At 55.9% G+C, this 16,779-nt stretch carries 16 protein-coding genes; 13 read left to right on the top strand and 3 right to left on the bottom strand.

The features are described from left to right. Nucleotides 1–1,206 (top strand): multidrug efflux MFS transporter, encoded by a 1,206-nt coding sequence (locus BTJ39_RS12985; protein WP_078003128.1) that lies wholly within the window; start codon nt 1–3, stop codon nt 1,204–1,206. On the opposite strand, the gene BTJ39_RS12990 is transcribed toward BTJ39_RS12985, so the two are convergent. Continuing rightward, entirely contained in the window at nt 1,203–4,289 is a 3,087-nt protein-coding gene (locus tag BTJ39_RS12990; protein WP_078003129.1) for a beta-galactosidase, read from the bottom strand. The genes BTJ39_RS12985 and BTJ39_RS12990 overlap by 4 nt on opposite strands. A 552-nt stretch (nt 4,290–4,841) precedes the next feature. Here BTJ39_RS12990 and BTJ39_RS12995 point away from each other — a divergent pair. Continuing rightward, entirely contained in the window at nt 4,842–5,147 is a 306-nt protein-coding gene (locus BTJ39_RS12995) for a PsiF family protein (protein WP_078003130.1), read from the top strand. 209 nt (nt 5,148–5,356) lie between these two features. Continuing rightward, complete coding sequence (locus BTJ39_RS13000; protein WP_078003131.1) at nt 5,357–6,880, top strand: FAD-dependent oxidoreductase; 1,524 nt, start codon at nt 5,357–5,359, stop codon at nt 6,878–6,880. Between the two features lie 40 nt (nt 6,881–6,920). Here BTJ39_RS13000 and proC read toward each other — a convergent pair whose 3' ends face one another. Then, nucleotides 6,921–7,730, bottom strand: coding sequence for a pyrroline-5-carboxylate reductase (proC, locus tag BTJ39_RS13005; RefSeq protein WP_078003132.1), 810 nt, complete (start codon nt 7,728–7,730; stop codon nt 6,921–6,923). Between the two features lie 102 nt (nt 7,731–7,832). Here proC and BTJ39_RS13010 point away from each other — a divergent pair, with 102 nt between their 5' ends. From BTJ39_RS13010 to BTJ39_RS13020, 3 genes are read left to right on the top strand one after another with little or no spacing between them, the layout of a single operon-like run. After that, entirely contained in the window at nt 7,833–8,351 is a 519-nt protein-coding gene (locus BTJ39_RS13010) for a hypothetical protein (protein ID WP_078003133.1), read from the top strand. An 8-nt stretch (nt 8,352–8,359) separates the two neighbouring features. Beyond that, on the top strand, nt 8,360–8,809 hold the full coding sequence (locus BTJ39_RS13015) for a DUF421 domain-containing protein (RefSeq protein ID WP_078003134.1): 450 nt from the start codon (nt 8,360–8,362) through the stop codon (nt 8,807–8,809). 10 nt (nt 8,810–8,819) lie between these two features. After that, entirely contained in the window at nt 8,820–9,266 is a 447-nt protein-coding gene (locus BTJ39_RS13020; protein ID WP_078003135.1) for a YaiI/YqxD family protein, read from the top strand. Nucleotides 9,267–9,270: 4 nt separating this feature from the next. Here the strand turns inward: BTJ39_RS13020 and ddpX are convergent, their stop codons facing one another. Further along, nucleotides 9,271–9,837: a D-alanyl-D-alanine dipeptidase gene (gene ddpX, locus BTJ39_RS13025; protein WP_078003136.1), complete on the bottom strand. Its 567-nt coding sequence runs from the start codon at nt 9,835–9,837 to the stop codon at nt 9,271–9,273. Nucleotides 9,838–10,122: 285 nt separating this feature from the next. Between ddpX and BTJ39_RS13030 the strand changes: the two genes are divergently transcribed. The 7 genes from BTJ39_RS13030 to recC all read left to right on the top strand — a co-directional run bounded on the left by BTJ39_RS13030 (nt 10,123) and on the right by recC (nt 16,732). Beyond that, a complete protein-coding gene (locus tag BTJ39_RS13030) occupies nt 10,123–10,581 on the top strand; it encodes a prepilin-type N-terminal cleavage/methylation domain-containing protein (RefSeq protein ID WP_139356350.1) in 459 nt (152 codons plus the stop codon). Then, entirely contained in the window at nt 10,572–11,138 is a 567-nt protein-coding gene (locus tag BTJ39_RS13035) for a prepilin peptidase-dependent protein (protein ID WP_241825909.1), read from the top strand. The genes BTJ39_RS13030 and BTJ39_RS13035 overlap by 10 nt, the downstream gene beginning before the upstream one ends. Then, a complete protein-coding gene (locus BTJ39_RS13040) occupies nt 11,119–11,526 on the top strand; it encodes a DUF2509 family protein (protein ID WP_078003138.1) in 408 nt (135 codons plus the stop codon). The genes BTJ39_RS13035 and BTJ39_RS13040 overlap by 20 nt, the downstream gene beginning before the upstream one ends. Further along, nucleotides 11,523–11,831, top strand: coding sequence for a hypothetical protein (locus tag BTJ39_RS13045; protein ID WP_078003139.1), 309 nt, complete (start codon nt 11,523–11,525; stop codon nt 11,829–11,831). Before BTJ39_RS13040 ends, BTJ39_RS13045 begins: the two co-directional genes overlap by 4 nt. 80 nt (nt 11,832–11,911) lie before the next feature. After that, complete coding sequence (locus BTJ39_RS13050) at nt 11,912–12,385, top strand: NfeD family protein (protein WP_078003140.1); 474 nt, start codon at nt 11,912–11,914, stop codon at nt 12,383–12,385. After that, nucleotides 12,385–13,326, top strand: a complete 942-nt coding sequence (locus tag BTJ39_RS13055) for an SPFH domain-containing protein (RefSeq protein WP_078003141.1) — start codon at nt 12,385–12,387, stop codon at nt 13,324–13,326. The genes BTJ39_RS13050 and BTJ39_RS13055 overlap by 1 nt, the downstream gene beginning before the upstream one ends. A gap of 22 nt (nt 13,327–13,348) precedes the next feature. Beyond that, nucleotides 13,349–16,732: an exodeoxyribonuclease V subunit gamma gene (gene recC, locus BTJ39_RS13060; protein ID WP_078003142.1), complete on the top strand. Its 3,384-nt coding sequence runs from the start codon at nt 13,349–13,351 to the stop codon at nt 16,730–16,732. The last annotated feature ends 47 nt before the right edge of the window (nt 16,733–16,779 follow it).

Raw genomic sequence — 16,779 nt, forward strand, 5'->3', positions numbered from 1 at the left:
ATGGAATCCTGGAAAGTTAACCTTATTTCCATCTGGTTTGGCTGTTTCTTCACCGGTCTGGCGATCAGTCAGATAATCCCCTTTTTGCCCCTCTATGTTGAACAGCTGGGCGTAACCGACCCGCAGTCGCTGCCTCTGTGGTCAGGATTAATTTTTAGCGTAACTTTTATTATTTCAGCGATTGTGTCGCCGCTGTGGGGAAGCATGGCCGACAGTAAAGGACGCAAGCTGATGCTGCTGCGCGCGGCGCTGGGTATGGGATTGGTCATTTTTCTGCAGGCATTTGTAACCCACGTCTGGCAGCTGTTTGCGCTGCGCGCTTTGATGGGACTGACCTCCGGTTATATTCCTAACGCCATGGCGCTGGTTGCCGCCCAGGTGCCGCGCGAGCGCAGTAACTGGGCGCTAAGCACCGTATCAACCGGCCAGATATGCGGCGTGATAATGGGGCCGCTGATGGGCGGTTTACTGGCCGACTGGGTAGGGCTGCGAGCGGTTTTCCTGCTGACGGCGGGGCTGCTGCTGATTACCTTTCTGGTCACGCTTTTTCTGATAAAAGAGAGCAATTTTCATCCGGTTAAAAAAGGCGAAAAGCTCAGCGGCAGCGCGGTATTTCGTTCATTAAGCAATCCGGTGCTGATGTTCAGCTTATTTTTCAGCACCCTGGTTATTCAGCTATGTAACGGCTCTGTCAGCCCAATCCTGACGCTATTTGTGCGTCAGCTGGAACCTGAGGTAGAAAACATCGCTTTTGTCAGCGGCATGATCGCCGCCATTCCCGGCGTAGCGGCGCTGCTTTCCGCCTCCGGGCTGGGCAAAATCGGTGACAGAATTGGCGCCCAGCGCATCCTGATTGCCGCCATGGCGTTGACGACGGTGCTGTTCGTGGCGATGTCGCAGGTAAGCAATGCCTGGCAACTGGGTATTTTGCGTTTTCTCCTCGGCTTTGCTGATGGGGCAATGATGCCCGCCGTGCAGGCGTTGCTACTGCGCTTTTCCAGCGATCAGGTCACCGGGCGCATATTTGGCTACAACCAGTCGTTTATGTATCTGGGGAACGTCGCCGGACCGCTTATCGGCTCGGCCGTCTCTGCCGTAGGCGGCTTTCGCTGGGTCTTTCTCGCCACGGCGCTGGTGGTGCTGATCAACCTTATTCAGCTGACGGTTAGCTGGCGCCGCCGTAAACGTCAGCGCCAGCCCATCTAGTCCTGAAGCCGCCTGATGGTAAAGCGGTAATGATAGCGCGGAGCACTAAGCAGGTAGTCGTCATGAACCGACGGGCTCCATGAATCATCGCCGCCAATTCCCATATGATAACCATCGAGATGCAGCCAGCAGCCCGGTTCTTCACTCAACAAGTGGCGATGGCTGGTTTCGCGCAGCTGCTCAAGGCTGAAACGGCTGAGGGAAAAATGAAAGTTGCCCTCGACCTGCCAGGGGCCAAAACTGAGCTGTTGCACGTCGCAGCGCAGGCCATTTTCGCTGGGGAAAACATAAGGCGTATACATGGCGCTCAGCGGACGCTGCCAGCGCGAAAAACGCGCGGCCAGCTTACGGTCGGGATAGTTTTCTTCCGGTCCGGCGCCCAGCCAGCTGACTGACTCCGGCACCTCACGCAGCTGGCAGCGCATACCCAGGCGCGCCGGCGGAGGCTGATCGCCGGACTGGGTTATGTCAACCTCCAGCTGAATGGTTCCCTCGCCGTCAATAAACCAACGCTTGCGGCTGAGAAAGCGCGTTTTGCCCGCTGACTGCCAGGCCTGGGTGCTGTTGATTATCACCCCGCCGCTGGTTCTCTCGCTGTGAAAATCCAGCAGCTGGCTGCTGAGCGCGTTATATCCCGCCGCCTTCCAGCGCTCTACCCAGGCATTTGGATCGATGTTCGCCGCTTCGCTGGTGCCGATGTCGTTATCGATCGGCGCACGAATAAAACAGTCGCGAAGCGGGGTTAACAACAGCGCTTCATCGTGCCGGAACCACTGCAGCAGGTCGCCGCTCTGGCGGCAGAAGTGCCAGCGATTGCTGCCAGCGTCTATCGCCAACAGATTGTGATTACTTTCCTGCGTAGGAGCGATGCTGGCAGATGACTTCTCCGGCAGCATCAGCGCGGCTGGCAGCCGCCACTGGTCCCAGGCCACGCAGCAGCCGGCATCAGACCAGGTGGTTGCTTCGGGTTGGATAATACTGACGTGCAGCCACAGCTCATCGCTTAACGCGGGCGCTTCTGTCAGCGTCAGGGTTGCGGTCTGCTGCGCTGCCAGCGCCAGCGCGACTTCACCGCTGGCGACCGGATTGCCGTTATGTTCTATCCGCCAGCACAGGCGTTCGTTGTCGCTGCATCTGAACAAATATTCACTGGTGATACTGATAGTCAGCGGTGCGGTGTTGACCAGTGAAAACTGGAAAAACTGCTGGGCGCGCTGCGCTTCAAACAGCGCCGGATGCGGCGTGCGATCGGCAAATACCACGCCGTTCATACAAAACTGGCGGTCATTAGGCGTATCGCCGAAGTCGCCGCCATAGGCCTGCCATTGGTTACCGCTGCTATCAACGCGGGTCAGGCTTTGATCAACCCAGTCCCAGATAAAGCCGCCCTGTAAGCGGGGAAAAGCCCGGAACGCTTGCCAGTAGCGATCGAATCCGCCAAGGCTGTTGCCCATCGCGTGTGCATACTCACATAGAATCAGCGGTCGGGTTTCGCCCGGCAGACCGATCCACTTTTTTATCGCCCATTTCGGCACCGCCGCAAATGGCTGATCCTGATCGACCCGCGCATACATCGGACAGATAATATCGGTTGCTGCGCTATCCGCACCGCCGCCTTCATACTGTACCGGCCGGGTTGGATCGCTGCTTTTCACCCAGCGGTAAAGTGCATCGTGGGTCGTGCCGTGCCCCGATTCGTTACCCAGTGACCAGATAATAATGCAGGCGTGATTACGATCGCGCTGCACCATGCGCGTTACCCGCTCGCTGAAGGCGGCAAACCATTGCGGATCGTCGGCCAGACGCCGCATTGGCTGCATACCGTGCGTTTCAATATTGGCTTCATCCACCACATACAGCCCGTAGCGGTCGCACAGCTTGTACCACAAAGGATGATTCGGATAGTGAGAGCAGCGCACGGCATTAAAGTTATGCTGCTTCATCAGTCGGATATCAGCCACCATCGTGGCTTCATCCATCACCTGACCGTGCTGCGGATGATGCTCATGGCGGTTAGCGCCGCGGATCAGCAGCGGCTGGCCGTTGAGTTTTAACAGGCCATTTTCAATCGTTACCTGACGAAAGCCAACGTCGTAAGCCTCCGCTTCAACCAGCTGCTGTCGTTCATCCCACAGGGAGACCACCGCGCGGTAAAGCCAGGGCGTTTCAGCGCTCCACAGTAAGGGATTTTCTACCGCTACAGAAAGCGTTGTTCTGTCGTCATAGCGACCGCGTTCATCAATGATGGCGCTGCCCAATGGTTGCTGCAGGCTGGTAATGCGCTTATCGTCACGCCACAGGGCGACATGAATCCGCCAGTCGGCTGGCACCGCGGCGGAACAGCAGGCAACGACCTGCAAATTAGCGCTGGTTAATTCGGGGCTGAGCTGCGTTTCAATCTGGATATCGCTCAGGTGTATCCGGGGTTTATGCAGCAGCGTAACGTCGCGGAAAATACCGCTCATGCGCCACATGTCCTGGTCCTCAAGGTAGCTGCCATCGCACCAGCGTAATACCATCACTGCAAGTCGATTTTTCCCGGCGTGCAAATGCGCGCTAAGATCGAACTCCGCAGGCAGGCGGCTGTCCTGCGAGTAACCGACAAACTGGCCGTTGCACCACAGATAAAACGCAGCATTGACTCCATCAAAAATAACCCGCGTCTGACCTGACGCCAGCCACGCCTCTGGTAGCGAAAACGCCTTGCTGTAGCAGCCGGTTGGATTGAGCTCCGGCACCCGCGGCGGGTTAACCGCGAAGGGATAGCGCACGTTGGTGTAAATCGGCTGGTCATAGCCGGACAGCTGCCAGTTGCCTGGCACCGTAATCGGCTGGCTATCTTCTGATTCGCTGTGTTGCCAACCTTCCGGCACCACTTCCGGGCGCGGGTACCACAGAAAGCGCCACTCGCCGTTAAGTGAACGGCGGCGGTCGCTGGCTGTATCCTGCCTTGCCTGGGTTTCATCGCGCCAGCTGGAGAACGGTGGATGGCTGGCAAGACGATTAATATGCAATACGCCAGGATTCTCCCAGTCACGACGGGCGAGGCACTGTTGCAGCGTTAGAGTAGGGGGAAAACCCATGGGCATATCCTTTTGATGTGTTGCGCTAACATTGCAACGAGCGCCCAAAACAGTAAAGGGAATTTCGCTCGCTATTATGTTGCTTCACCGCCGTATTGCAGCTTGCCGCCAGTTTTATAGCAGGGAAATGTTAAGCATGGTTACCTGCCATTAATAGCGCACGATCTCAGCGTATTCTGCATTGTAGCCGTCTGCCGCCCTCCCTACACTCAGCGCAACTTTTCCATTGAAGGTCATCAATATGCGTCGTGTATTAAAGGCGGTAGTTCTGGTTGCGTTGGTCAGCGCGTTAAGCGGCTGTATTTTCCCGCCTCCGGGCGGCGGAGGTCATGGTGGCCATGGTGGTCCGCACGGGTTCTTTATGGGGCCGCGCTAACCGCAATGACAAGCGCGGCGGCGGCGGCTTAAATTATTGCTCCGCACGCTGGCTTTCAGCTGTGCCGGCCGCCACGAATGTCGGGCTGCCGGCATTTTTTATCTGATTACCTTGCTAAATTGCCAATTCCAGCCTGCAATTAATATTGCTTTATCTCAATTACAGGAAAACATGTGATGAAAATGCAAATACTGGCAATGGCCGCTCTGTGCGCGATGATGGCAGCAGGCAGCGCCGCAGCAGCGGAGAAATCCGCCCAGCAGGAAAAAATGACCCAGTGTAATTCCATGGCGTCGAAGCAATCACTTAAAGGCGATGCCCGTAAAAGTTTTATGAGCGGCTGCCTGAAGAAAGACAGCAACATGGCTGGCATGACGCCGCAGCAAATGAAAATGAAAACCTGCAATAACGAAGCGGGCAAAAAAGCGCTTAAAGGCGATGCCCGTAAAACCTTTATGAGCAGTTGTCTGAAGAAAAGTTAATTTTTCCATGGCCTGTCGTCCTGACAGGCCTGATTACCGTTGTGCAATGACAGGGATAGATGCCATCTAGCCGGGTTCTCTCAGGCGATTAATCATCAGGTTAATCGCCTTTTTTTACCTCACTGATTGCGAGTAACCCCATAAATGCCAGGCTTAATAGTCAGCATAAGCATCTGGCGTAAAGCCGGGGAATAAAGAGGAGCAATATCGTGAGCTATAAACAGGTTATTGCGCTTAACGCGCTGTCGGAGGGTAAACCGGTCAGGAAACAACTGGGCGAAACGGCTTTTATTTTGCTGCGTGACGGTGAGCATATCCGCGCTTTTCAGGCTAAGTGCCCTCATGCAGGCGCGCCGCTTGAAGAAGGCGCAGTGTGTGATGGTAAGCTGATTTGCCCCTGGCATAAAGCAATGTTCGACAGCCATAGTGGCCAGCTGCTGGAGCCGCTGGCGCTGAGCGATCTTAAGCGTTATGAGGTTCGCATTACTCATGGACAGGTTGAAGTGGACATTGATGCTGTTACTAAGGGCAATCAGATGGCCGATCCCGGTGACTGGCCGGTTTGGGTTATACTCGGCGCAGGCGCAGCGGGCAGCGCGGCGGCCTGGACGCTACGCCATGAAGGTTTTGGCGGTAAGCTGATCATTGTCGATAAAGAGCCGCAGGCGCCTTATGATCGTACTGCGTTAACCAAGTTTGTTCCCGCCGGAAAAATGCGGCTGGATGAAGTACCAGGGTTGCTGAAAGCTGACTTCGAGCGCTACGTTGAGCGTCGTACGACCCGTGTCGTACGACTGGATGCAAAACAGAAAACGCTGTGGTTTAGCGACGGGAAATCCCTGCCGTTCGACCGTCTGCTGATTGCCAGCGGCGGTATGCCGGTGCGACCTGAAATTCCCGGCGTTGAGCTGGCGGGTGTGCATATTTTACGCAATATTGAACAGGCTGGCGGCTTGCTCAGCGAGGTTGAGGATTCTCAGCATCTGGTCATTATTGGTAATAGCTTTATCGGCATGGAGTTAGCTTCTGCCCTGCGCAATCAGGAAATTGATGTACAGGTGATTGCTCGCGATCCCCTACCGTTCAGGAAAATATTTGGCGATAAGATAGCCAGTTATTTCCGCGATCTGCATGAACAAAACGGTGTGCGCTTTATTACTGGTGATATCGCGGCGCTGGAGGGTGACGATAATCGGGTAACGGCGGTACGTCTGACGAATGGAAAAACCATTAACGCAGATACCGTATTGTTAGCAACCGGCGTCGCGCCGGCGTGTGATTTTACTCATGATCTGCCACTGGAGGATAACGGCAGCCTGTTAGCCGATCGGTATTTACAGGTTGCGCCCGATATCTGGGGAGTCGGCGACTGCATCACCTGGACGGGTTCGCAGGGAAAACAGCATATCGAACACTGGCGCGTCGCGCAGCAGCAGGGACGAATTGCTGCGCTGAATATGCTGGGACAGCAACATTCGTTTGACCGGGTTCCCTTTTTCTGGACCACACAGTTTGGCACCCGCTATGAATATCTCGGCAGCAGTGATGACTGGGATGAGTTCAGGTTGTTTGGTTCGCTGCAAGAAAAAGACTTTATCGCTCTTTATGGCCAGGAAGGGCATCTGCAAGCGCTGGCTTCATGCGGCCGCTATACTTTGACGGCGGATATGGTACAGCGTATGCAGCACCCAATGACCATGGAACAGGCCAAAGAGCATATTCTGGCAACATGATGCGCTGCGCTGTGCCCGGAAAGCGGCGCAGCGCCGGAGATTAATTACGGCTCATCGCTTCAGATTTTGCCATGCAGCGCTGCATGGCTTCGATTACCGCCGAACGTAAGCCTTTCTCTTCCAGTGTTCTTACCGCTTCAATGGTCGTGCCGCCAGGAGAACAGACCATATCTTTCAGCTCTGCCGGATGCTTGCCGCTTTCCAGCACCATCTCAGCGGCGCCTTTAACCGCCTGCGCCGCGAACTGATACGCTTGCGCGCGCGGCAATCCGCCTAGCACCGCCGCATCGGCCATCGCCTCAATCAGCATAAAAACGTAGGCTGGCGCGGAGCCGCTGGCGCCGACCACGGCGTGAATCTGATATTCGGGCACCACGGCAGCTTTACCGAAGCTAGTGAAAATTTCCTGTACCTGCCGCATCTCTTCGCTGCTGACGTGGGTATTCGGCGTCAGCGAGGTCATTCCTTCGCCAACCAGCGCCGGCGTATTCGGCATAGCGCGAACTATCTTACGCTCATCGCCCAGCACCGAGGCCAGGGTTGCAATCGTGACCCCGGCGGCAATCGAAATAAACAGCGCATCGGGTTTCATGCTGGACGTCAGATCGCTGATTACCGACAGCATCACGTTAGGTTTTACGGCGCCGATCAGAATATCGGCATTGGCCGCTACCTGTGCCGCGCTGTTACCCGGCGTGATGCCGAACTTTTGCTGCATATCCCGGTTAGTGGCTGCCTTACGGTCAAACACCAGAATATTTTTGGCCTCGAAACGGCCGCCGTTAACCAGGCCCGCAATGATCGCCTTTGACATGTTGCCGCAGCCAATAAAACCGATTTTCTTTTCCATCGTGAAGTTCTCTGTCATGCGCAATATTGCCTGACAGCTTACGTCATTCTGCGCTGGATGCCAGCGTTGGCTACACTTAGACGACAGCGCATGGGAGAAAAAATGAGCCGCAATCAGCCTGATGAAGAACGCAGCCGCCATTCCCCGGTACAGGAAAATATGTCCTGGCAGCAGCTGGAATGGCGCATACAGCGTATTGGCGCAGTCCTGCTGATGATTATTGTGCTAGCGGGTGCCTGTGGATTGTTTTCTAAGGGATTTCTCAGTAACCGTACTCTGACCTCTGACGATGGCCGCCTGCAGGTGGAATATCAGCGATTTGGCCTGTTCGATAGCGACATGTCGATGGTTATCCGCGAGCTGCGTACTGGAAATGGGCCGCTGGTGCTTACCTTAAGTAGTGAAGCCATGGATAACTTTCAGATTCAAACGTTGCAACCTCAACCGCTGCGGGCCGTGAGTACGCATCACCAAATGACTATCAGCTGGCCGCGCGACAGCGTAGAAAACGGCGCTTCGGTATGGATAGGCCTGCAGCCCCAGAAGCCGGGCTATTATCCGATTACGATAAGCACCTCTGAAGGTTCCAGAGTGCAGTTTTCCCAGTGGATCTATCCTTAGGAGCTGAGATGGAAACGGTACTACGCGCTGCCAGCATGTATTTTGTGCTGATGATTGTTCTGAAGATCGCCGGACGGCGTCCGCTGCTGGAAATGACCTCGTTTGACTTAATCCTGCTGTTGATTATCAGCGAGGCGACGCAGCAGGCGCTGCTCGGCGACGATTTCTCGGTGACCGGAGCGTCGCTGACCATTGTAACGTTAATCACCATTGATATCGCTTTTGGCAGGCTGAAAGGATGGTTTCCACGGCTGGAGCTGTTAATTGACGGCAGCGCCTTGATTCTGGTTGAGCACGGCAAGCTGCTACCGAAGCGCGCCCGCCGGGCGGGAATTACTGAAGAGGATATTCTGCATACTGCGCGCAGCACACAGGGTTTGGAGCGGATTGATCAGATTAAATTTGCCATTCTGGAAAAGAACGGCAAAATCTCCATCATTCCCACCAGCGCGCAGTAAAGGAAACGTTATGTCTATCTGGGTTGATGCCGATGCCTGTCCGAAAGTCATCAAAGAGGTATTGTATCGCGCAGCCGATCGTGAGCAGGTCACCGTGACCTTTGTTGCTAATCAGCCGCTGACGGTGCCGGCATCGCGCTTTTTGCGCACGCTGCGCGTGGCTGCTGGTTTTGACGTGGCAGACAATGAAATCGTCCGTCGCGTTGAGGCGGGTGATTTGGTGGTAACCGCCGATATTCCCCTGGCCGCTGAAGTATTGGAAAAAGGCGCGGTAGCGCTTAACCCGCGCGGCGAACGCTACAGCGAAGCCACCATTCGCGAGCGTCTGACGATGCGTGATTTTATGGATACCCTGCGCGCCAGCGGCATCCAGACCGGCGGTCCCGCGTCGCTGAGCCAGCGTGACCGGCAGCTGTTCGCCTCCGGTCTCGATGAGTGGCTGCGCCAGCGGCGCTGAGGTTTTACCGCGTTAGCGGATAACAGTCAAAGTGGTCATCAAGCAGCGGATAGTCGCGGGCGTTGGGCAGTTCAAAGTGCCACCACTCCGTTGCCATGCCGACAAAGCCGGCGCCAAACATAATCGCATTCAGCAGCAGACGATTACGCTGGGCAGCAACAGGCACATCGGGATTATATGAATGGGAAATAGCCCGCATATCATCAAAACCTGCGCCCATCTCCAGCGCCTCGCCGCTCTCATCAAGCAGGGTTAAATCCACTGCCGTACCGCGGCTGTGATTGGAGCCAATCTCTACCGGCACCACAAACTGCGGGTCCGGGCAGGCGTGCCAGAGATGAGCCTGGGCCTGCGTCGGGCGGTAAGCGTCATAGATCAGCAGGGTAAACCCGGCGAGGCGGGCGATCGCGGCGCTGCGGGCTAATTTTTCCGCGGCGTCAGCGTGTAGCAGGGCGCGTGGATGCCGATAAATTGGCTTGCCGGTAATATTATCATCGCTGGCGTATTTAAGTTCGATGCGGGCGCCAGGCACGCGCTGGCTGATATCAACCAGCTGGGTTTGATGCGACATGCGTTTTCCTGTGTTTAATTCGCGGCGTTGAGTGTATCCGACTGCGCGGCGCGGTTAAATCAGCCATGAGTAACCGTGCGCTGGCTTTTTGCTGCATCAGTCGTATCAATACGTTATACCTTTTTTTCCTTCCCGGATCGCTTTCAGACTGAGATACAGGCTATTTATCGGCCTTGCACCGCGTCAGCCTCGCCATTTTCAACCGCACGTATTTTCCTTTCGGCCACGCTCGCAAAAACGTTATCAGGCGCTGGGCTTACGTTCTTCGCCAGTCACAATAATGGCATGCGTAAATTAACCTGCGGCGGATTCACTCTGTTGGAAATGATAATTGTGATGCTGATATCCAGCCTGCTTGCCGTCGGCACGGTACAGGGATGGCAACGCTGGCAGCAGCAGTGGCACCTTCAGGACAGCGCCAGCCAACTGCGGCAGTTTTTACTCGGGCTGCGCTCGGCGGCGAGCTGGCACAATAGCAACTGGCTTATCCGGGGGCGAACCGGCGCTGACTGGTGTCTGGAGGGGATTGAAGACAGCGACCTGGTGGCGGAACAGCGTTTGTGCGCACCCTGGCAGGACGTTCATTTGCAGGCTACCACTGCCGACGTTGGTTTTTATGGACGCCGCGACGTGGCGCGGCCGGGAAGCTTTATCCTGCAAAATGCCGCCGGTTCGATGCGTGTCGTGGTGGCATCGCGCGGGCGAATTCGTATCTGTGCTGATGGTGATACGGCGTGCGGCTGATCAATCAGCGGGGTTTTACGCTGATTGAAATGCTGATCGCTCTGCTGCTAATGGCTATTTTATTCCCGCTTGCCGGGCGATTTTTATCGGCGCTGACTGCCGCCAATTTGCAGCAATCCATGCTGGCGCAGCTGCACGATGAGGCCTACTACCTGGCTTTTTCCCTGGAGAAGGCCGTGCGCCGTGCGGGATATTGTCATGGCGACTGTGCCGGCACTGGCTTAACCCTCAGCGCTGCGCATTGCCTGCTGATACGTTGGGATGAGAACAGCGATGGTCGCTGGGAACCGCCCTCATCGGCATACAGCGACTATTACGGTTACCGTCTGCGCGCCGGCAATCTTGAAACACAGCGCGGGGTCGCTGACTGTAATGGCAGTGGCTGGGAAAAAATGAACGATCCCCATAACGTGCGGATAACTGCGTTTAATTTGCAAGTACAGGGCGATCGCGTGTGGTTTCGTCTCAGAATGCGCTCGGTGCGATGGCCAGCGCTTGAAGTTGAGGTCCAAAGATGGGTGACCAGGGAGAACGGCGATGCTGCGACAAAGGGGTAGTAGTGCTTCTGGCATGGTGATGATATTGATGCTGGCCGCGATATTGGTGATGCACGGTAATCTGCGGCAGCTTTCTGCCGGCTGGTTCAGCGTGGTGGGCGAGCAGCATTTTATTCGTCAGCAGGTGGCGGCCAGTTCGGCGCTGGCGTGGGGCATCCGTCGCCACTGGCGGGCTGCGGCGGGCTGGCACTGCCAGTTCTACCCACACTTGTCCTGGCGCGCCTGCCTGCTAATGAACGGCGAGGGCAATGAGGGCGTAATTCGTGGCGACAGCGGCGCGGGGTCGCTCAGCGTCTGGCGCTGGATTGAACTGCGGCGGGGGCTGCTCAGGCCGAAGCCGCGCGGCTGGATAGATTACTGTCCTCTGACGCAGGATTGCCAGCCGTGAGCTATTCTCAGGATGGATTCAGCCTGCCGGAGGTACTGCTGGCGCTGCTGTTAATGAATATGACGCTTTGCGCAGTACTACAGGGACAGCAGGCGATGAGTCAGGGGTTCGCCGGGCAATGGCAGCAGCGGGAGCGCTGGCAGGCGCTGCGCCAGAGCTTACAAGGACTGTCTGCCAGCGATCGTGCTATTTATCTACAGCGTCGTCCCGGGCCGCAAGGTTGTCAGCTCTATCAGGCTTCAACGCGCTGGCGGCAAAAAAACATCCGCCTTAATCAGCTGATTTGCGACAAACTAACACCCTGAAAAATAAAAGATAAGGCTTCTCTGCGCGGCGGGTCGCCGATATACTCGGGCTAAAAGCAGAAGATCGCCGGAGGTGGGGTATGGATATAAGCATTATCTGGTGGGCGTGGATTATCGTCAGCGGCCTGTTTTTACTGGTTGAATTAATGACCACGACCTTTTTTGGCCTATGGATGGCGATTGCGGCGTTAGTGCCCGCACTGGTCGCTTTAATCTGGCCCGAACTAAGCATTGAATGGCAGCTGGGACTATGGATTATCGCCATGTTGCTATGTGGTTGGTTATGGTCGCGCTATAACAGAAAATATAATTCTCCCGAGGCATTAGAAGATTCGCTATCAGGGCAAATCGGCGTGCTGGCGCGTGGATGTTCCTCAACCCAACAGGGGCTTTTGTTATTGCAAAAACCCGTTATGGGCGCCAGCGAATGGCGCTGCGTCTCTGATGAGCCCCTGCCGGCGGATACCAGGGTGGTGGTAACAGAGCAGCTTGAAAAATATCTGGTGCGCGTTGCGCGCACGCAGTCATTACATCAACAAAGTGGAGGTGTGTAATGCAGGTGGGATTATTTGCCATAGTCATTTTATTAATCGTCGTACTGGTCACGCTGTTTAAATGCGTGCGCATCGTCCCGCAGGGACAGCAATGGATCGTTGAACGCTTAGGTAAGTATCACGTTACGTTAAGCGCCGGTTTGAATATTCTCATTCCTTACCTTGATAACGTTGCTTATAAACTGTCAACCAAAGATCAGATGTTTGATATTCCAACCCAGGAAGTCATTACTCGCGATAATGCGGTGGTCAGCGTTAATGCTATCTGCTTTGTGAAAATAGCCGATCCGCAGAAAGCGGCTTACGGCGTAGAGAATTTTGAGATAGCGACGGTGAATCTTGGCATGACGTCGCTGCGTGCCACCATTGGTAAGATGGATTTGGATGAAAGCCTGTCGTCACGGGACGTCATCAAGGGCGAACTGCTGAGGATGATGGCCGATCAAATGACCGACTGGGGACTTATCGTTCGTTCAATTGAGATCCAGGACATTAATCCTTCCGCCTCGATGCAGGTCGCGATGGAGCAGCAGGCGGCGGCAGAGCGTGAAAGAAAAGCCATTGAAACGCGTGCAGCAGGTAAAAAACGCGCGGCAATTCTCGAGGCTGAAGGGGTTAAGCAGTCGACCATTCTGAAGGCGGAAGCGGATCAGGAAGCGGCGGTTCGCCAGGCTGCCGCTGCGGTTTCTCTTGCCGAAGGGACCAAGCATGCCAACCAGCTGCTGGCTGACAGCGTTAGCATGTCTGGTGGACAGGAGGCGTTGAACTATCAGCTGGCCACGCGCTATGTCGATACCCTCGCGGCGTTATCAACCAGCAATAACAGCAAGGTTATTGCCATGCCCGCCGATCTGGCGAAGTCTATTGGCGGGCTGGTCAACGCCGGGGTTGCTTTAGGCGCAGGGTCTGACATCGCCGCGCAGCCGCCAGCGCAAAAATAACTAAGTCATCGCGGGAAAAGGTATGTTCACCGTTTATCACTCCAACCAGCTGGATTTGCTCAAAACCCTGACGGCCCGAATCATGGCGGCCCAACCGCTGCCCGACGTGCTGGCCGACGAAGTGGTGCTGGTGCAAAGCCCCGGTATGGCGCAGTGGCTACAGATGGCACTGGCGCAGGAGTTGGATATTGCGGCAAATATCACGTTTCCCCTGCCCGCGACTTTTATCTGGGATATGTTTACCCGGGTGCTGTCTGGTATCCCGGAGGAAAGCGCATTTAATAAATCCAGCATGAGCTGGAAATTGATGGCTATCCTGCCTGAGATGCTGACGCAGCCTGCTTTTAGCCAGCTGCAGCATTATCTGACCGATGATAAGGACCAGCGCAAGCTGTTTCAGCTGGCAACCCGCGTTGCGGATTTATTTGACCAGTATCTGGTCTATCGTCCGGACTGGCTGAACGCCTGGGAAAAAGGGGAGCTGGCCGTTAATCTGAGTGACGACCAGACCCAGCAGTGGCAGGCCAGCCTGTGGCGCAAGCTGGTTGCCTATACCGCAGATCTGGAACAGTCAGGCTGGCATCGCGCCAATTTATATCAGCGCTTTATCGAGCGACTCGCCCCCGGCGCATCGCGACCGCAAGGGCTGCCAGACCGGGTGTTTATCTGCGGGATTTCCGCGCTTCCTCCGGTTTATCTGCAGGCGTTAAAAGCGCTGGGTAACCATATTGATGTGCATCTTATGTTCACTAACCCCTGCCGTCATTACTGGGGCGATATTCAGGATTATGCTTTTCTGGCGCGCCTGCAGCAGCGTCATCGCCGTCACTACCTTAACCAGCAGCAAATACCGCAGTTTCGCCAGCCGGAAGCCGCGACCACACTATTCAATCCTGACGGCGAACAAAACCTGAGTAACCCGCTACTGGCATCCTGGGGCAAGCTGGGGCGCGATAACCTCTATCTGCTGGCCGGACTGGAGCCAAACGAGGTATCTGCTTTCGTTGATATCGATGCGGATAGTCTGTTAACCCATTTACAGCACGACCTGCTGGAGCTGGAGGACAGGGCGGTCATCGGCATGGATGCCGCAGCATTGCAAAACAGTCAGGCGAAGCGTGTTCTGGCGCCTGACGACCAATCGTTTTCGCTGCACCTCTGCCATAGCCCACAGCGTGAAGTTGAAGTGCTACAGGATTACCTGTTACAGCTGCTGGATGCGGACCCGTCCCTTGCCCCACGGGATATTATCGTGATGGTGGCCGATATTGACAGCTATGCGCCCTTCATCCAGGCGGCGTTTGGCAATGCTCCGGGCGAGCGTTATTTACCCTTTGCGATCTCCGACCGGCGCGCGCGCCAGGCGCATCCGGTTATTCCGGCATTTCTCTCGCTGCTCAGCCTGCCGGAGAGCCGTTTTTGCAGTGAAGAGGTGCTGGCGCTACTGGAGGTTCCGGCGTTAGCAGCGCGCTTTTCTATCGAGGAAGCGGATCGGCGTCGTCTGCGCCTGTGGGTGGAAGAGTCCGGGATACGTTGGGGGCTGGATGACAGCAGCGTTGCCGACCTCCAGCTTCCGCCAGACGGCCAGCACACCTGGCAGTTTGGCCTGACGCGCATGCTGTTAGGCTATGCAATGGATAGCGAAGCCGGTCAATGGCAGGGCATATTGCCCTATGATGAATCCAGCGGTTTGGTGGCCGAACTGGCGGGAAATCTGGCAAGCCTGTTGGAAAAACTCAGCCTCTGGCGATCCCGGTTAAAAACGGTGCGTTCACTCAGTGAATGGCTACCTTTATGCCGTATGCTGCTGGATGATTTCTTCATCACGGATGCTGACAGCGAGGCGGCCCTTACTCTGATTGAATCGCAGTGGCAGCAGATGATTAGCTACGGCCTGCAGGCACGCTTTCCACAAGACGTTGCCATTACGCTGTTGCGTGACGATCTCAACAGCCGGCTCGATAACGAGCGGATTAGCCAGCGTTTTCTGGCCGGTCCGATAAACTTTTGTACTCTGATGCCAATGCGTTCAATCCCGTTTAAGGTTGTCTGTCTGCTGGGGATGAACGACGGCGTTTATCCACGAACTCTGCCCGCGTTGGGCTTCGACTTAATGAGTCAGCAGAGCCGACGCGGCGATCGCAGCCGGCGCGATGACGATCGCTATTTATTCCTTGAGGCGCTGCTTTCTGCGCGGCAACGTCTTTATATCAGCTATATTGGCCGGGCGATTCAGGACAACAGCGAGCGCTTCCCCTCGGTGCTGCTGAGCGAATTGCTGGAATATATTGGCCAAAGCTTTGTACTGACTGGTGATAGCCAGCTGGAGCCGGACGACAGCGCGCGTAACCTGATGAAGTATTTGCATTTCCTGCACGGGCGTACGCCTTTTGCCAGGCAGAATTTTATGCCGGATAATCCCTGGCCCAGCTACGCCAGTGAATGGCTTCCCGCGGCAACCGGCAGCGGCAAAGCGCATCCCCCCTTTATGCAGTCGCTGCCGGCGTTGCCCCTTGAGACGGTAGCATTTGATAACTTCCTGCGCTTCTGGCGTCATCCGGTGCGGGCATTCTTTAATCAGCGGCTGGGCGTCAGCTTCTTCCTGGAAGAAACCAGTCTGCCCGATGCCGAACCCTTTACGCTCGACAGTCTGAGCCGTTATCAGCTTAACGTTGCTTTACTCAATACCCTGGTCGAGGGCGGCGATGTCGCACGGCTGTTATCGCAGTACCGGGCTGCGGGGCAGCTCCCTTACGGTGCTTTTGGCGAACTAATCTGGCAGGAACAGCTCGATGAAATGCAGCAACTGGCTGAGCGGGTGCGCAGTCAGCGCCAGCCGGTTTCTCAGCAGGAGGTCGCCCTGACGCTTGGGCAGACGCAGCTCAGTGGCTGGCTGACCCAGATCCAGCCTGACGGTCTGCTGCGCTGGCGCCCTGGCGTGCTGAATATCACGGACGCATTACAGCTGTGGCTGGAGCACCTGGTGTGGTGTGCCGGCGGCGGCGAAGGCGAAAGCCGGATGTTTGGTCGTCAGGAGAGTCAGTGGCATTTTGCGGCGGTTGCAGCGCCGCGCGCCTGCCAGCTGTTGCAACAGTATATGGATGGTTATCTGCAGGGAATGCAGCAGCCGCTGCTGCTGGTGCGTTCCTCCGCGGCCTGGCTGGAAACTGTTTTCAATAAGCAGACCGGTACGCTTAACCAGGATGAGGCCAGCCTCAGCAAGGCGCGCGCCCGATTTATGCAAAGCTGGCAGGATGGCTTTCAGTCGGTGGGCGAGGGCAGCGACGTTTACTTACAGCGTTTGATGCGAACGCTCGATGAGCCGCATCTGCAGGAAATGATCCGCCAGGCTGAAGTCTGGCTGTTGCCACTGTTTGAAGCGCGCATCGACCCAACCGACGACTAATTCTTCGTCGTTTGTCGCTGCCCGTGCTTTACGGACATTTAACACAA

The sequence above is a fragment of the Izhakiella australiensis genome (assembly GCF_002006995.1).
GTDB classification, from domain to species: Bacteria; Pseudomonadota; Gammaproteobacteria; order Enterobacterales; family Enterobacteriaceae; genus Izhakiella; species Izhakiella australiensis.